The organism is Gilliamella sp. wkB171 (genome assembly GCF_001693755.1).
Classification (GTDB): Bacteria; Pseudomonadota; Gammaproteobacteria; order Enterobacterales; family Orbaceae; genus Gilliamella; species Gilliamella apicola_F.
The window spans coordinates 480,923-498,444 of the sequence record NZ_LYST01000043.1 but is presented as its reverse complement, the minus strand read 5'-3'; the positions used below and the strand labels follow the sequence as shown (position 1 = coordinate 498,444).

Here is a 17,522-nt window from a genome sequence, read left to right as displayed (position 1 = left end):
ATTAACTATTTTTATTCTTTTTTAAACCTGAGATACCACCAGAAATAAGCATAGTCGTATCGATCAAAGCAACTAATGGATCGAGCCCAGCAGGAACAGCCATATAACGTGGCTCCCAATGCGTTGCAAACTTTTCTTTAAAGCGACGTAAACCTTGAAAGTTATAAAAACGTCCACCTCGTCTAAATACTAGTGCACCTAGCCTTTGAATTAATGGGGCACCGCGTCGCCTTTGCATACCAGCCAATGGTACCATGCCTAGGCTAAAGTACTTAAACCCTCTTTCTTGATAATGCAAAATTAAGCCTACCATTAAAAATTCCATCGTTAATTTGGGAATATCTTGTATTACCCGCATTAAATCGATACTGGCCGAATAATGTTGATCGGTCTCAAGTAAATTAACAAAAGCAATGATGCGTCCTTGGTATTCAATTACTGCTATCGTAAAATTATCCAAATATTCTTTAGAAAAAGACCCTAATGAAAATCTTTTTTCCTTTGAGTGCTTATTTTTAAGCCAAGCATCTGAAACCGCTTTTAGTTCATCAAGCGGCGCAGTTCCAGGTGGGTAAAATTTTAGGGATAGTCCATCACGTTGCCCTCGATTCCAAGTATAGCGAAGATCTTTATAACCTTTTGATGTTAAATCAAATATTTTTAAATTGACTAATGCTTCTTCACCAAGTTTTACTGTACGTAAACCAATATCCATATAAAAAGGTAAATTAGCTGCTTTGACTTGATAAAAAACTGGGCGAAGATGGTGTTCATCACACAGATCACGAAATGACCAAATTAAGTCAGCTCTATCAGCAATATCACCAATCGGATCAAATAACGCAACCATGCTTCGACCACGTCTTGCATACATAATAAAGGCGGTTTGTTCTTGGTTGAACAGCAGTGATTTATCGCCACTCATCGCTAAGCCACCTTCAGGCTGTTTTGAATTTAAAACGATCTGATAAGCTTTATTGAGTTGTTCTGTTTCTGGTTTAGCTAATATTGGTAACGCTGGTCTAAATAACCAGATTAACATAATCGAACTTAACAAAATAAAACTGCCTAAGGCTGCACGTAATGCTCGTGGTACTCGGCTATCTAATTCAAACTGCCACCATAGATCTTGGCTATAGGGGACATCTTGATAAATAAATAAAATAAGCCAAACAAAAAGCGCAATCAGACAAAAACAAATGGCAAAAGATTTGAAAGAAAAGGGGATAACACTAAGTCGACTTTTTCGATAAAAAGCATGCCTAAAATTAATGAGTAATATTGCAATAACTAATAAAGTTATGGCTTCTATCCAATGTAGACCTCTTAACACCGAGCAGAGGCTACCAATCAAGAGTAAAATAACGGTAATTCCCCACGCTGAATAAAGACGTCGGCGTAAACCCATTGCGAGTAATAAACATAAAACGCCAATCAAACTCGCACTTAAATGAGCTATATTGATAATTTTATTCGGAATAAATTCATCAACAAAACGATGATTAAAACCAGGAATGATGCTAGAAAACATCATCACTACACCGGCAAAAAATACCGCAGCAGCCATGATAGAGGCCGCAATTCCCGTTTCAGTTTGCTTGACTTGTGATGAAGTTAAATAATGCTTTCCTTCATTGATTAACAGCAAAATACCGGCAGGGATAAGCGGGATTAAAATATAAATAATACGATAAATGACTAATGCTACAGTTAAAGATGCTGCACCAATTTGAGATGAAAATGCGGCGAGCATAATTGCTTCAAATACGCCTACTCCCCCAGGAACATGACTTAATACACCAGCAACTAATGCCAGAATGTAAATCATAATAAAGGTAATAAAATTTGGATGCGAAGGTAGTAGAAAGTAAAGAATCGCCCCTGCTAAGACAGCATCAAAGAAGGTAATAATAAATTGGCTTGAAGCCAAACGTAAGTTAGGTAAACGAATAGACCATCTTGCGATTTTAAATAAGCGAGTATCTTTATTAGGCTTTTCCGATAAACGATTGCAGTATAAGAAAATAAATAATCCAATATAAAAACAAAATAGCATGCTTGCTATTAGTATCACGCCATTTTCGGATAAGTGTAAAGCAACCATAGCATTATGTGGATGAATTAACGCTGCCGCCGCTGCCAGTAATGGTAGAGTAAAGCCTAAAGAGAGTGTAACAAAAATTGACATTCTTGCCACATCAATCGTTGTTAGTCCATATTTGAAGTATAAACGACAACGAACAGCGCCCCCTGACAACGCCGATAAACCTATTGCATTACCAATAGCTGAAGCACAAATTCCACCTAAAACAATAATGGAAGGCTTTAGCTTTACGCCTGCATAACGCGCGGCTGACCATTCATAGCAAATTAACATTAAATAGCTACCAATAGCCGATAAACAAGCAAATAAAATAGCTTGCGGTGAAAGGTTGTGAACGGCTAATTTTAAGTCATCAAGATTAATTTCTTTTAATAGATGCCAGCAAACAATCAAAGCAATAAAAAAGATGGATAATCCAAATAATAAAGCTAGGAATTGGCGATAGCGAGTGAAGTATTCTATCAATTGCCAAGGCAAAACTTTACGCGCTGATATTTTCACGTGAGCAACTCCGATATTTGCTTTATAAATTTTTGATTTGCGCATTCTACCTTTCAAGTTTGTTGAAAACAATCATCCCAAAATAAAAAAAATATAAAAAAAACATTAATTATTACTGAGCAACTATTTTAATTGATTATTTTTATTTAGTTGATATTAGTTTTTAATAAAAATATTTATGGGTTAATAAATATTACTTTTGGGATAATATGTATTGATTTATAGTTATTTTACTTTTAACCTTAGTTGCACTTTATATAAAGTAATTTAAGCGTTATCACTGATAGTTTATTCGTAAAAAAGCATAAAGTTGTTGTTTGGTTGTTATCAATAATTATTTAATAAGTTGTTTTATTATGAAAACAGAGATAGGTAATCTAAATAGACTTCGAGCGCCAAGTAGGCAACGTTTTACTAAAAAAAAATATTGTGGTTTGTTCATTCCTATTATTTTTTATTTATTGCGAACAATAAGGACTCGATTTTATTTAATTCGACTATCCATAGTGCTGTTTTTTTTGGGTTTATTCAGTTTTAATGTTTTTAGTGCATTACCCGTAGTTCAAGCTGTTAAGACTGTAAATACCATACAAGGTTCGGCTCCCTATCTTACTTTTGATGGTGGTAAAAGCCGTGCTTATACCACTTATGATTTATTCGTCATTACTTTACCTGACGGCAGAGAATTTAATTACTCAAATAACGTTTCCTCCACCACTAATCCGATTCAATTAACCGGTGCACCAACCAAAGTTAAAGATATTAAAACGATCATCCCTTACAATCAAACAGCAGATAGCTCAGATCAAAACAAGGATATCACTGCTCAACAAAGCATGACCGATGTGCTCAACTCTGGTCCTTATTGGTTTGATGTCGATGGTGATGGTGAAATAACGGCGACCGGTCATTTTCAATTGATTGTAAAAAATGCCAATAACCAAGTGCTTAGTTTGGATGATGAATTAAACGATTGTGAAGCGCCTTATAGCTTTAGGCTAATGCATGATGGGAGTGATGTCACCACTAAATATGGCGATCCTAACCATTTTTCATTGAACTACACTGATATGATTTACTACCTGAATCCGGCACCGGGTGCTTGCTCTTTATCGGCAAAACCCAATTTATTCCTCAGCGATACCCATAAAACTTGGTCAGGTTCGAATTATTCAGGACCGCAAGGCATGTGGGATGATGCCAAAGGATTCAGACAACAATCTTTTGATAATCCAGAATTGAACTTTCCAACTATGGCCGCTAATGGGCTATTGTTTACCATGGATTTAGCTGATTCAGCCAGTAATATGAGCTTTACTAAAATACCTGCCGATTCCGGCATTGACTTAGAGATTACCAGCAAAGGTAATCAAGCAAAAATCACTTTAACCGGTCCTGCTGACGGCGCCAGTTTGCAAGATGCAAGTAAAGCAGCAGTTGCCACCACCTTTATTCTTTATGCCGATAAGGCGAAAACCCAAAAGCTATATAGTTTTACCATTAAAAAATGGTTTATTGCTAAAAAAACTCGTCCGGAAAATTTTGATGAAGCAGCAAAACAGTATTGTCGTGATTTAGGTTATCAATTACCGACAGTATCACAATTGACCAATGCCAATTCAAAAGATTCTTCGAGTTATTGGGATGGTGGTTTGGCCGGGCAAGGCAATAATTATCAACGCCGTATTGGTGGTGGATTGTTTGCTGAGTGGGGCGAAATTCATCTAAATTCTTATCCGCAAGCTGACATTTACCCAAATGAAATTTACTTGACTAGCAATGATTTGCAAGTTTATTCAAATATGGGACAAATTCAAAAAAGGGGATATGGTAGTCTGGTTTGTATCAGTCCTAATTAACGTATTGCGACAATTAGTGATGAAACCATATGTATTGTTTAAAATAACTCGGTTGATTGAAATGTGTGACTTAGCAGCGATAAAATCAAGTTTAGCTTTATTGATATCAAAAATGATAATAGCTTGTCTTGGCATTGTTTGTTACAGTGTGAATGCGGGTTTACCTTATGTTGAAGCGGTCGAAACAACAAATACCATACAAGGTTCGGCTCCTTATATCTCTTTCGATGGCGGTAAAACGCGCTCATTTTATACCGATAATCTTTTATTAATCACTTTACCTGATGGACGAAAATTTACAAAAGCGACCAACACTTCATCAAAGCAAGTACCCATACAATTAAATGGGGAATCGATCAAAGCCAACGATTTTAAAACCTTAATTCCTGAAAACCAAGCATCCGTTTCTTTAACTGAGGTGTTTGCGACTAACGGTTTTTGGTTTGATCAAGATGGTGATGGTGATATCACAGCAACAGGGGATCTTATATTATCAATTCAAGATGCCAACGGTATCCCTATCGCATTGGATAAAGAGTTAAGTGATTGTTATGCGCCTTATAGTTTTACCTTGAATCATATGAATGGCACATTATCTACTAAATATGGTCAGCCAAATACGGTTGCATTTGACGCAAATAGTACCACTTACTATTTTTCTCCGCCTAATGGTGCCTGTACTTATTCAGCGGAGCCAAATTTATCAGTCAATGACAGCAAAGGCAACAGTTGGGGCGGAACGGACTATTCAGGACCAGAAAATCAATGGGATGATGCTAAAGGTTTTAAACGGCAATCTTTAACGCATCCAGAATTAAATTTTCCAACTATGGGTGAGAATGGTTTATTTTTTTATCTGAATTTACTTGATAGTTCACCATCGGATATGAGCTTTGATAAAATACCCACTGATTCAGCAATTAATTTAACCATCACGGGTAATGGTTCTAAAGCCAAAATTCAATTAACTGGGCCGACAAGTAGCGCTGATGCAGCACAAGCAGCCAAAGCTGCTATTGCTACGACATTCATCTTATATAAAGATAAAGCTAAAACCAATAAAATTTATGCTTTTACTATACAAAAATGGTTTATTGTTCAGGCTGAAAATACCAGTATGCTTTTTGAACAAGCAAAACAATATTGTGATAATTTGGGTTATCAAATACCGACTTTACCTCAATTAACAAATGCAAATTATAATTCAATTTGGACTGGTGGATTACCTGGGTTAGGTCGTCACTATCAACGCCGGATCGATGGAGGACTGTTTTCTCAATGGGGCGAGACAAACAACTATTATTATCCTGAAAGCCATTTTATTTCCGGCGCTGTTTATTGGAGCGCAAATAGCTTCCAAGAGGGTGGTAAAACTTATTATTTGCAAGTTCACTCTAACATAGGGATGATTGATTATTGGACAGATAAAGCTAAAGTTGCTTGTATTAGTCCTAATTAAGCAAAATAAAAAAAGGTTTAAATGATGAAAGATTCACCGCTAACTAAACATCAACAACGTGCTATGCAAGCCGTAAAAATTTTTGTAGAACAAAAGCTTGCCCATGATTTTTCAGGCCATGATATGGCACATATTGAACGCGTAGTTAAATTGGCACAAAAAATCTTACTCAATGAACCCAATGCTAATTATTTTATTGTTGTTTTAAGTGCTTATTTACATGATGTAATTGATGAAAAAGTAGTGTCTAATGTGGAATTAGCGGTTGATGAATTACGTTGTTTCCTAACGTTACAGGACCTTACGGAAATCGAAATTACTGCTATTTTTTCTATTATCGAAAATATGTCTTACCGGAAAAACCTGAGTGATAAAAAGCCATTATCCCTTGAAGGTAAGATTGTACAAGATGCCGATCGACTTGATGCCATTGGCGCAATAGGAATAGGGCGTACATTCTATTATGGTGGTAATAAACATAACATCATGCATGATCCTACCATTTTGCCAAGAATACCGATGACTGAAGAGAGTTATAAACAACCGAATACAGTAATTAATCATTTCTATGAGAAACTTTTTTTACTTAAAGGTATGATGAATACGCAAACTGCTAAAAACATTGCTGAACAGCGACATGATTTTTTAGTTCAGTTTGTTAATCAGTTTGAAAAAGAGTGGAGGGGTGATGACTAACTGTACCGCTGTTTAATGTGTTAAATAGTATGGGAGAGGTTTGTGATGACGATAACTAGCGATAATAAAATTACTCTAAGTAATAATGTAGTAATGCCACAACTTGGTCTTGGTACTTTTAAATTAACTGAATTTGATCAAATATCTCAAGCAATTAATACGGCTATTAAAGTTGGCTATCGTTCTTTTGATACCGCGCAACTTTACCAAAACGAAAAACAAATCGGTCAGGCGATTAAACAATGTGGTATCGATCGTAGTGAATTATTTATTACTTCAAAAGTGAGCAATGCCAATCAAGGTTACAAAAAAACGTTAGCAAGTTTTGAACAATCGTTAAAGGATTTACAACTTGATTATCTTGATCTGTTTTTAGTGCATTGGCCGCTTCATCATACTTTTTTTGAAACTTGGCGAGCAATTGAAAAGCTTTATGAGGAAAAACGTGTTCGAGCCATTGGTGTGTGTAATTTTCATATCTCACATTTAGAGTTACTGGCTAGTCAAGCAAATATTCAGCCGATGATTAATCAAATAGAAATTCATCCCTACTTAACACAAATAGACTTAGTGCGCTACTTGCGTAAGCAAAATATTGCAATTGAAGCATGGTCACCACTTGCTCACAATAAAATACTCAATGAACCGGTATTAGTTGCAATAGGCGATCGTTATAATAAGTCTTTATCACAAGTTGCCTTACGTTGGCACCTACAAAATGGTTATATTGTGATCCCAAAGTCAGCGCATCCGGATCGGATTGCTGAAAATATTAATATTTTTGATTTTGAACTTACCTCTGACGAGATGAGAAAAATTAATTGCTTAAATCAAAAATTACGCACGGGACCTAATCCTGATGATGTGTATAACAATAATGGTTTTTAATTTATGCAGATATGCGCTTTTTAAAAGTAAAAAACTATTTGTTAAAAAGGTACGGGCGCGCCTACCAGCCATAATACAGTCGGTAATGTGATTAAACTTAATAATGTACTGACTAGGGTTGCACTTGAAACTAATTCAGGATGCGTATCAAATTGTACTGACATTAAAGTGGTATTAGCGGCACTGGGCATTGCGGCTAACACAATGAGTACCTGTTTATAAACCGGTGAAATAGGCATAAAGTAGACTAAACAACAAGCGACAAGTGGTGAGATAACCATACGGGTTAATAGCGAAAATGAAAGTTTAGGGTAATCGAGTTGTTTAATCCGAATTTTAGCTAATTGCATACCTAAAATTATCATAATAATCACAATTGATGAATCACCAATCATACCAATGGATGTCATAATGGATTTTGACAAAGGAATGTGGCACAACTGGAAAATAATCCCCAAAAAAGCACCATAAGCAACAGGCATGCGAATGACTTTATTGATGACATCTTTTTGACTGACAATATCGCTACGAGCACTGCCTTTTGCTGCATAGTAGATACCAACGGTACTCATCACAAATTGTTGCAATACCATCATAATAACGCCAAGATCGAAGCCTACTGTGCTAAAAAAAACCAGTAATACCGGTGTACCATAATTACCATTATTCATAAAACAAGAACTCAGAATCATGGCGCAACGTTCTTTGACTGAATAACGCATGATCAACGACCAAATTGAGACAACACTAACTAATAAGAAACAAAGACCAAAAATATAGACAATATAAAATAGATAGTCTGTGGTTAAGGTGTGAGTATAAAACGTTTTGAATGATAAAAAAGGAGAAAGCACATAAAGCGACATTTTAGATAAATTTGCTACATCAAATTTTAGTGCTTTTTGTGCAATAAATCCAACGACAAAAATACAGAAGATTGGAAATAAAATAATAAAAAATTGCATAAACGGTATCTTCAAATTGGTTAATTAATTCATCGAATCAATAGTATTTACTATCGAATCTCGTAATATATTACAAGTATTATCATCAAGTGCATTGTTGTGTTTATCTTTTAAAATAAATAAATCTTCAATATGTTCACCGATAGTTGCGATTTTAGCACTACTTAATGATAACTCTAGTTTTGCAAATACTTCACCAACACAGGCAAGTAATCCCGGCCTATCTAATGCAATTAGCTCCATATAAGTCTGGCTTTCATTAAAGGCAGATAAAAAATTGACTTGAGTGGGCACTGAAAATGAACGCAATCGTTGCTTAGGCGGTTTTATTGTTACGCCTTTATAAACCGGTTGCTGTAAAGCTTTTTCAAGTGATTTTATAATACTGTAATGCCTGTCTGGTTGTAATGTTTGCCCATTTGGTTCTAATACAATAAATGTATCAAGGGCAAAACCTTTCTTATTGGTAATAATTAATGCATCATGAATGCTCAGATTATGATTATTTAAAATATTGCAAACAGTGGCAAATAGGTAAGGTCGATCTGGTGAGTAAATAACTATCTCGCTGCCACCATGGTACGGATCAGGGTTGATCGCTACAAATGTTTGAGTTAAATCATGCTGCAATAGCATTTGCGCATGCCAAACAATCTGTTCAGTAGTATAGCGCAGAAAATAGTCAACACGGTAATCTTGCCACAAATTTTTGATTTTTTGTTCATCGTAATGTTGTTTGAGCAAGGTTTCGAATGCTTCATGTTTATGTTGGCGAGCAATACTTCGTTGTTCAGGGATATGATGAGCTCCTGAATCGAATGATCGTTTTGCGGTTAAATACAGTTCACGCATTAAACTTTGCTTCCAACTGTTCCAAAGTGTTTCGTTAGTTGCGCACACATCGGCAACGGTTAAACATAATAAATATTGTAAACGGCGCTCACTTTTAACAATTTGAATAAATTCATTAATAACCGCAGGATCTTGTAAATCACGACTTTGGGCCGTGACTGACATAAGTAAATGATAGCGAACTAGCCACACAATTAAGTCGGTATCTTTTGGCTCAAGTTTATGTAGTTGGCAAAACTTTTCAACCAGTTTTGCCCCTATTTCAGAATGATCACCATGGTGACCTTTACCGATATCATGGAATAATCCAGTAATAACTAATAATTCAGGTTTTGATAGTTTGGCAAAAACGTTTGAACTGTTCGGGTGTTTTTCTTTACTGGCTTGAGTTTTAAAACTATCAAGTTCAAGTAGCAAGCGGATAGTATGTTCATCAACTGTATAGGCATGGAATAGATCAAATTGCATCATACCTGCAATGTGCTTCCAACCAGGAATATAGACAGTCAAAATACCATATTGATGCATCAGTAATATAGCCTTTTTAATTGCATCTGGGTGTTTGATAATTTTTAAAAATAATGATCTTGCCTTTTCATCTTCACATAGCAAGGTTGTTAATTGTCGCCGCGCTGAACGTAATTGCCTAATTGTATTTGAGTATAGCCCTGTGATTTGAGGATTTAGTAAGATGGTATAAAAAAGCTGTATAATCATGACAGGATCTTGTTTGAACAGATTATTGTCTTTTACATCAATCAAGTCATCTCTTGCCTGAAAATATTCATCAATACTATAGGTTTTACTTTGAGCATTAAGTTCAAGTATCGATTCATCAAACAGTTGTAATAACATCTGATTAAGTTCGGTAATATTATGTGCAACACGATAATAATCATGCATCATTTTTTCAACAGGCGTATTACCTTGACCTTGGTATCCGAGCAGATTAGCAATACTGAGCTGGCGATCAAACAGCAAGCGATTGTCATAACGGTTAATCACGCTATGCAGGGCAAAGCGCATACGCCAAAGGAACTTGCGACAGGTTTTAAACTCTTCAATATCTTCAGGCGTTAAATAATTAAAATCAGCTATTTTTTTTAAAAACTCACCACCAAAATGACGAACAGCAATCCATTGAATAATTTGCATATCGCGCAAACCGCCTGGGCTATTTTTTAAATCCGGTTCAAGATTATAGCTGGTACTATGATATTGCCGATGTCGTTCTTGTTGTTCTTTAACTTTAGCCTGATAGAAAGCTGCTGAAGGCCAAATTTTATGACTAAAAATCTGTTTTTGCAGCTCTTTTAATAATGAAGCGTTACCACATATTAATCTCGATTCAATTAAATTGGTCATAATGGTGATATCGTTTTTAGCTTCTTGCAGACACGTTTTTAATGTTCTAACACTATGACCAATATCTAAATGTAAATCCCATAGCAAGCGAACTAAATCGCCAATTCGTTTTTCAAGATCTTTTGACAGTGCACTATCACTTAATATTAAAATATCGATATCTGATAGAGGATGAAGTTCTGCACGACCATATCCACCTACGGCAATTAAGGATAGGCGGTTTTGCTTAAACAGTGAAGACACTTGTTCTGGAATTTGGTAGTACTGCCAGAGTCTTTTGAGCAAATCATCAATAAATTGACTCCGTAAATGCACCAATATATCAATATCGACATTTTGTTTAAATTGGCTAACAGACCAGTTCTGAAATTCTTCAAGTTGCTGTTTTATATAGTGAGTATTTATTTGCTCATCGTTAAAATTAAGCGGTGAGATTGGATAATAAAGATTTGCTTGAGTCATAGCGATTATATCAAATCAAAACAATTTAATGCTAATATCCTTACCCGATTTTAGATAACTGTCAAGCAACGGTTTATTGATATAATTATTGACATAGTTAATGTATAAAAAGGAACAAGCGTTTGTTCCTTTGGTGAATGGAAATGTGGGTTGGCGCATTTGATGATTATTTTGTTTGTGTATTAAAGTTACTAAGCATTTTATACTTTATGTACTGGTTAGTCGCTTCTAACACTTCAATAACCGCACCTTTATAACGTATAATTTTGGAACTAGACAAGTCATATTCGGCATTATTCGCAAAAGCAGGTCTTGCCATGTTATTGCTAAACTCGCGATATCCTATATTAATTTTATTTCCAATTTTTCCTGTATAAATTAATATTTGTTGGAATTGGTTTTCACCTGTTATGCTAACTTTCTTGAATTGATATTGTTTATCATAGTTACAAAAGTCAGTGCCAGTGGGGAAAGACAAACAAACTTCATTTTTATTATTATCTTTTCTAACGCGAATTCCAATAACTGGCAATGAGTTGGTATAACTTTTGACTATTGATTTTCCATCGATACTTTTTGAATCGAAAAATAGATAGGTTTTATCTTCACCTAATTTTGGATAGTCACCAGCATCAATAATGAAAGATTGTATAGTTCGAGTAATATCTGTTTTAGAACTAAAAGAAATAGTATCGACTAATTTTATATTTCCCTGGCGAATCATGTCATCACCAATATAGGTTGTTGTAACTGTATTGAGTTCTGGAAAACTGATTTGAGATGTTTCAGGTACATAGTTATATTTAATATCACTTACACATCCAAATAATGTAAAAGACATTGCAGCTATAATTATTTTTTTCATTAGATTTCCTTTTCCTTTTTTAGTTCTTTCATATAGTAAGCAAATTTAGTAATAGATCAATATAGCAATCAATTTTTATAAAAAAACAGATTAGTTATTTATTTTTTTCAAGTTACTGTTGATTTTGAGGTATATAACAAAAAAGGAACAAGCGTTTGTTCCTTTGGTGAATGGAAATGTGGGTTGGCGCATTTGATTATAATGAGAAATCACTTAAATCATCTTCATTAATTTCTGAGTCAATTTGTCCCACTAGGTAAGAACTCATTTCCGCTTCTTGTGGGGCAACTTGGACATTGTCAGACACTAGCCAGTTATTAATCCAAGGAATTGGATTGGATTTAACTTCGTACGGTAATTTTAGACCAACAGCTTGCATACGAATATTGGTGATATATTCAACATATTGGCATAAAATGTCTTTATTTAATCCAATCATTGATCCACCTTCAAATAGGTATTCGGCCCACTCTTTTTCTTGATTGGCCGCTTGCAAGAATAAATCATAACAATCTTGTTCGCACTCTTTGGCAATTTCTGCCATTTCGGGGTCATCTTCGCCGCTACGTAATGTATTTATCATGAATTGAGTACCGGTTAAGTGAAGGGCTTCATCACGTGCAATAAGTTTGATTATTTTTGCATTACCTTCCATCAATTCGCGTTCAGCAAAGGCAAATGAACACGCGAAGCTGACATAAAAACGAATGGCTTCAAGCGCATTAACGCTCATTAAGCATAAGTAGAGCCGTCTTTTGAGTTCGCGCAGATCAATAGTAATGGTTCGACCGTTAACGTTATGCTTGCCTTCACCCAATAAATTATAGTAGCTGGCATAGCTGATAAGGTCATCGTAATAACCAGCAATATCGCCTGCTCGTTTTTGAATTTCTTTATTGGTGACAATATCATCAAATACGACAGAGGGATCGTTAACAATATTACGAATAATGTGTGTGTATGAACGTGAATGTATCGTTTCAGAAAATGACCATGTTTCAACCCAAGTTTCGAGTTCAGGAATAGAAATAAGTGGCAGTAAAGCAACGTTAGGGCTACGTCCTTGAATTGAATCGAGTAGAGTTTGATATTTCAAGTTACTGATAAAAATATGCTTTTCGTGTTCAGGTAACGCTGCATAATCGATACGATCTTGTGAAATATCGACTTCCTCTGGACGCCAGAAGAAAGAGAGTTGTTTTTCGATCAGTTTTTCAAACATTTCATATTTTTGCTGATCATAACGGGCAACATTAACAGGTTGGCCGAGAAACATTGGCTCTTTAAGTTGGTCATTATGTACATGCGAAAAGGTACTGTAATTCATACTCATAAAAGAACTCCTAACGGTTTTTTGTTGCTTTTACCGCGACCTTTCGCGACAGCAAAAGACGAGGAAGAATTTTTAGAGAAAGGTTTGACTTTCTCTAAAACTATTTTTCTATATTACTGCGTAATGATTGAATATTGTTTAAATTTTGCAAGCTCCGCCTTCACATCCATCATCACTTGCTGTTAGCGCTATATCACCTTGAATATCTTCGGCACCATCACGTGTATTATGATAATAGAGTGTTTTTACCCCAAATTTATAGGCTGTTAATAAATCTGCTAATAGCTGTTTCATTGGTACTTTGTCATTAGGGAATTTTGTCGGATCGTAATTAGTATTAGCTGAAATAGATTGATCAATAAATTTCTGCATAATACCAACTAAGTGTAAATAACCGGTATTATTAGGTATTTGCCAAAGTAATTCGTAGAAGTTTTTTAAGTCGTTATAGTCCGGTACTACTTGCTTTAAAATGCCATCCTTTGACGCTTTAACACTAATGTAACCACGAGGGGGTTCAATACCATTGGTGGCATTAGAAATTTGTGACGAAGTTTCAGAGGGCATTAATGCTGATAATGTGGAGTTGCGTAATCCATAAGTTTTAATTGATTCACGCAGTGATTCCCAATCATAATGTAAGGGTTCTTTAGTAATACTATCCAAATCTTTTTTATAGGTATCGATTGGCAAAATCCCTTGAGAATAGGTTGTTTCATTAAATAACGGACATGCACCTTTTTCTTTCGCTAAATTATTTGATGCCTTAAGCAGATAGTATTGCATGGCTTCGAAAGTTCGATGAGTTAAGTTATTGGCGCTACCGTCGGAATATTTAACACCGTGTTTAGCTAAATAATAAGCATAATTGATGACACCAATACCTAATGTACGACGATTGATTGATGAATTTCGAGCGGCAGGTACAGGGTAATCTTGATAATCAAGCAGAGAATCAAGAGCACGTACGGTAAGATCAGCTAACTCTTCAAAGTCATCAAGTGATTCTATTTTACCTAAATTAAATGCAGATAAAGTGCAAAGCGCAATTTCACCATTTTCATCATTAATATTATAAAGTGGTTTTGTTGGCAAAGCGATTTCCATACATAAATTGGATTGATGCACTGGAGCTTGTTCAGGATTGAATGGGCTATGAGTATTACAATGATCGACATTTTGAATATAAATACGGCCAGTAGATGCGCGTTCTTGCATCAAAAGTGAAAATAACTCGACAGCTTTTACTATACGTTTGCGAATATTCACATCTTGTTCATATTGTTGATAAAGAGATTCAAATTTATCTTGATCAGCAAAAAAAGCATCGTAGAGTCCAGGTACATCAGATGGGCTAAAGAGTGTTATATTTTCATTTTTGATAAGGCGTTGATACATTAATTTATTAATTTGTACGCCATAATCTAAATGACGAACGCGATTTTCTTCAACCCCTCGGTTGTTACGTAAAACAAGTAAACTTTCAACTTCTAGATGCCAAATTGGATAAAATACTGTAGCTGCACCGCCTCGTACGCCACCTTGGGAACAAGATTTAACTGCTGTTTGAAAATATTTATAAAATGGAATACAACCCGTATGGAATGCTTCACCACCGCGAATTGAACTGCCTAATGCACGAATACGACCCGCATTGACGCCAATCCCTGCTCGCTGAGAAACATATTTAACAATGGCACTTGCTGTTGCATTAATTGAATCTAAACTGTCATCACATTCAATTAAAACACAAGAACTAAATTGTCGTGTAGGGGTACGAACACCAGCCATAATTGGTGTTGGCAGTGAAATCTTGAACGTTGATACTGCATCGTAAAAGCGTTTAATATAATTTAGACGTGTATCTTTAGGGTAATTGGCAAAAAGACAAGCGGCAACTAATATATATAAAAATTGAGCGCTTTCATATATTTCACCTGTTACACGATTTTGTACTAAGTATTTACCTTCGAGTTGTTTTACCGCTGCATAAGAAAAATTCATATCACGCCAATGATCGATAATCTTATCCATTGCTTCGAACTCTTCTTGCGTATAATCTTCAAGTAAGTGTTTATCGTAACGTTTAGTGTCGACTAACTTTTTGACATGTTCATAAAGTGGCGGCGGCGTAAACTGATTATAGGCTTTCTTACGTAAGTGGAAAATGGCTAATCGAGCAGCTAAATATTGATAGTCAGGGGTTTCTTGCGAAATAAGATCAGCAGCAGCCCTTATAATTGTTTCGTGAATATCGGAAGTACGAATGCCGTCATAGAATTGAATATGTGATCGCAATTCAACTTGTGATACTGAAACATTGTCTAATCCTTCGGCTGCCCAAGTGATGACTTTGTGAATTTTATCTAGATTTATGGGTTCTTGTTTACCATTTCGCTTTGTTACGAGTATTGATTTATTCATTTTTTTATCCAGTTTTATCCCGTATTTCAGTGAAGGTTATGATAATTGATATTTGTCAAAATATACAATATATAGTACCTATTAATCATTTTATTACTATATGTAGTGTATTTATTAAGCGATAATTAAAATTTTTTAGTTAAAATCAACTATAATGATGCAAAAAAGGAGAGGCGTAGTTATAAAACTATATTAGCGAAAAAGGGAGGTAAGCGCATAAAAACATGCAATTATCGGAATGATAAGATCTACCTATGAATAAGTAGATCTATTTAAAGGTTAAGTATAATTCTACCATTCTTGACCTGGAGGTATAGAAACACATACACCATTTTTATCTTCATTTTCGTTTGCACGGCAATGATATTTAGCATTATAAGTGTGCATATCACAAAATGTACCAGGTTGATGTGTATGAGCATCAATTGCCTCTGGATCCCATACATACCAGCGACTAAAAATATTAGATTGATTTTTAGCCGGTCCATATGAACCAGGATATTTATCTTGACTAGGGTCACCCCATTCACCAAATAAAGAACCAATTTCACGAGTATAGTCAGAGGAACCTGCTCTATTACCATAAGGCGCATTACTTAATTCTTTGGGTTCAGTTATGCGATAGTTACCTGGCTTATTTCTACATTCGGCGGCTACCGCTTCGGCAGTGTCTCTGACGCCGATTACATTGCCTTTACTATCTTGAGCTTGTTTCCAAGCTTCATACCATTTTTTTATTTTGAATCCATATCGTATTGATTTATGAGTGTTTTTATTTTTCCCCTCTATAATAATTGTAAATCCATCAGACCCCAACGCTTCGACATATTGCCAAGCTTGTTTTGAATCTCTAGCTATTGGTGTATTTAAATAGACAGTAACTATATCATTATTATGGGTAATTGTTGCAAGTTCACTCCCTTGTTTTACAGACCAATCATAGTTATTAGCAAGTCCATTTTGAGCCAAAAGTAAGTCAAACTTAGCACCATAAAAACCCGTAGTTGGAAAGTTTTTGTCTAAATCTACATTTGATTGAATTAAAAAACCAAAATTTTTATTCCATTGATTTTTAGCACTATTAGCGGCTGTAGATGGGGTTAGTTCGGGTTTTGCGTAACAAAATCCAGTATCTTCTAAAACAGTATACATTTTCGATGGTTGCGTAATAAATGTATCATTAGGATATTCATTATCATCGGGTATACCAAACTTTGAGAAAAGAAGTAAGTCTGCTGTCAGTTTTACTTTATAAGGGCTGTACATTCCTTTTTGTGATAAGGAACAAAAAGTATCTGTTGCTGTAGGTATAAATTCAACTAATTGATTTTTAGCATTGGTATAATACCAAGTCATATTGATTTTATCTTTAGCACTTAAAAAATCGAGTTGATCCCCATCGTTATCATAATATTGGTTTTCGTTAGGTTGTTTTATTGGTGCTATTTTAAATTTATCTTTGAATGGATAACTTGTTTGCAGGGGAATAGTATCGACTTCGCTACCGTAGTAATTGAGATCATCTACATTTAAACCGAAAAGATCAAGATCATCGATATTATTTTCTATTTCGGTAGACAACGATGGACGCATGCCATGAATGATTTGCACTGTTTGTGACGTTAAATAAGCATAGCCTATTGGTGAAAATTGTAATAACAGTAATAATTTACAAATTACTTTTGCTAGTGTTTTAACATTTAATTGATTCACTTTAATATCCCTTTCCATCACTAATTATCTTTACTT

At 35.1% G+C, this 17,522-nt stretch carries 11 protein-coding genes; 4 read left to right on the top strand and 7 right to left on the bottom strand.

The annotated features are described in order from the left end of the window. Position 1: 1 nt before the first annotated feature. Positions 2-2,650 (bottom strand): bifunctional lysylphosphatidylglycerol flippase/synthetase MprF, encoded by a 2,649-nt coding sequence (gene mprF / locus A9G03_RS08315; protein WP_065798921.1) that lies wholly within the window; start codon positions 2,648-2,650, stop codon positions 2-4. Positions 2,651-2,961: 311 nt separating this feature from the next. Between mprF and A9G03_RS08310 the strand changes: the two genes are divergently transcribed. The 4 genes from A9G03_RS08310 (at position 2,962) to A9G03_RS08295 (ending at position 7,507) form a co-directional block, all read left to right on the top strand. After that, a complete protein-coding gene (locus A9G03_RS08310; protein WP_143425838.1) occupies positions 2,962-4,464 on the top strand; it encodes a hypothetical protein in 1,503 nt (500 codons plus the stop codon). Positions 4,465-4,525: 61 nt separating this feature from the next. Beyond that, positions 4,526-5,923 carry a hypothetical protein gene (locus tag A9G03_RS08305; protein ID WP_143425837.1) on the top strand — a complete coding sequence of 466 codons (1,398 nt, stop codon included), beginning with the start codon at positions 4,526-4,528 and terminating at the stop codon, positions 5,921-5,923. 21 nt (positions 5,924-5,944) lie between these two features. Further along, positions 5,945-6,619 (top strand): HD domain-containing protein, encoded by a 675-nt coding sequence (locus A9G03_RS08300; RefSeq protein WP_218056778.1) that lies wholly within the window; start codon positions 5,945-5,947, stop codon positions 6,617-6,619. 45 nt (positions 6,620-6,664) lie between these two features. Beyond that, complete coding sequence (locus tag A9G03_RS08295) at positions 6,665-7,507, top strand: aldo/keto reductase (RefSeq protein WP_065798918.1); 843 nt, start codon at positions 6,665-6,667, stop codon at positions 7,505-7,507. A gap of 41 nt (positions 7,508-7,548) precedes the next feature. On the opposite strand, the gene A9G03_RS08290 is transcribed toward A9G03_RS08295, so the two are convergent. The 6 genes from A9G03_RS08290 to A9G03_RS08265 all read right to left on the bottom strand — a co-directional run bounded on the left by A9G03_RS08290 (position 7,549) and on the right by A9G03_RS08265 (position 17,486). Further along, positions 7,549-8,472 (bottom strand): AEC family transporter, encoded by a 924-nt coding sequence (locus A9G03_RS08290; RefSeq protein ID WP_065798917.1) that lies wholly within the window; start codon positions 8,470-8,472, stop codon positions 7,549-7,551. A 24-nt stretch (positions 8,473-8,496) separates the two neighbouring features. Continuing rightward, positions 8,497-11,151 (bottom strand): bifunctional uridylyltransferase/uridylyl-removing protein GlnD, encoded by a 2,655-nt coding sequence (glnD, locus tag A9G03_RS08285; RefSeq protein ID WP_065798916.1) that lies wholly within the window; start codon positions 11,149-11,151, stop codon positions 8,497-8,499. 166 nt (positions 11,152-11,317) lie between these two features. After that, positions 11,318-12,016: a hypothetical protein gene (locus A9G03_RS08280; RefSeq protein ID WP_065798915.1), complete on the bottom strand. Its 699-nt coding sequence runs from the start codon at positions 12,014-12,016 to the stop codon at positions 11,318-11,320. Between the two features lie 196 nt (positions 12,017-12,212). Then, positions 12,213-13,343 (bottom strand): class Ia ribonucleoside-diphosphate reductase subunit beta, encoded by a 1,131-nt coding sequence (nrdB, locus tag A9G03_RS08275; RefSeq protein WP_065633143.1) that lies wholly within the window; start codon positions 13,341-13,343, stop codon positions 12,213-12,215. A gap of 144 nt (positions 13,344-13,487) precedes the next feature. Next, positions 13,488-15,773, bottom strand: a complete 2,286-nt coding sequence (nrdA, locus tag A9G03_RS08270) for a class 1a ribonucleoside-diphosphate reductase subunit alpha (RefSeq protein ID WP_065633120.1) — start codon at positions 15,771-15,773, stop codon at positions 13,488-13,490. A 291-nt stretch (positions 15,774-16,064) separates the two neighbouring features. After that, a complete protein-coding gene (locus A9G03_RS08265) occupies positions 16,065-17,486 on the bottom strand; it encodes a hypothetical protein (protein ID WP_065798914.1) in 1,422 nt (473 codons plus the stop codon). Positions 17,487-17,522 lie beyond the last annotated feature (36 nt).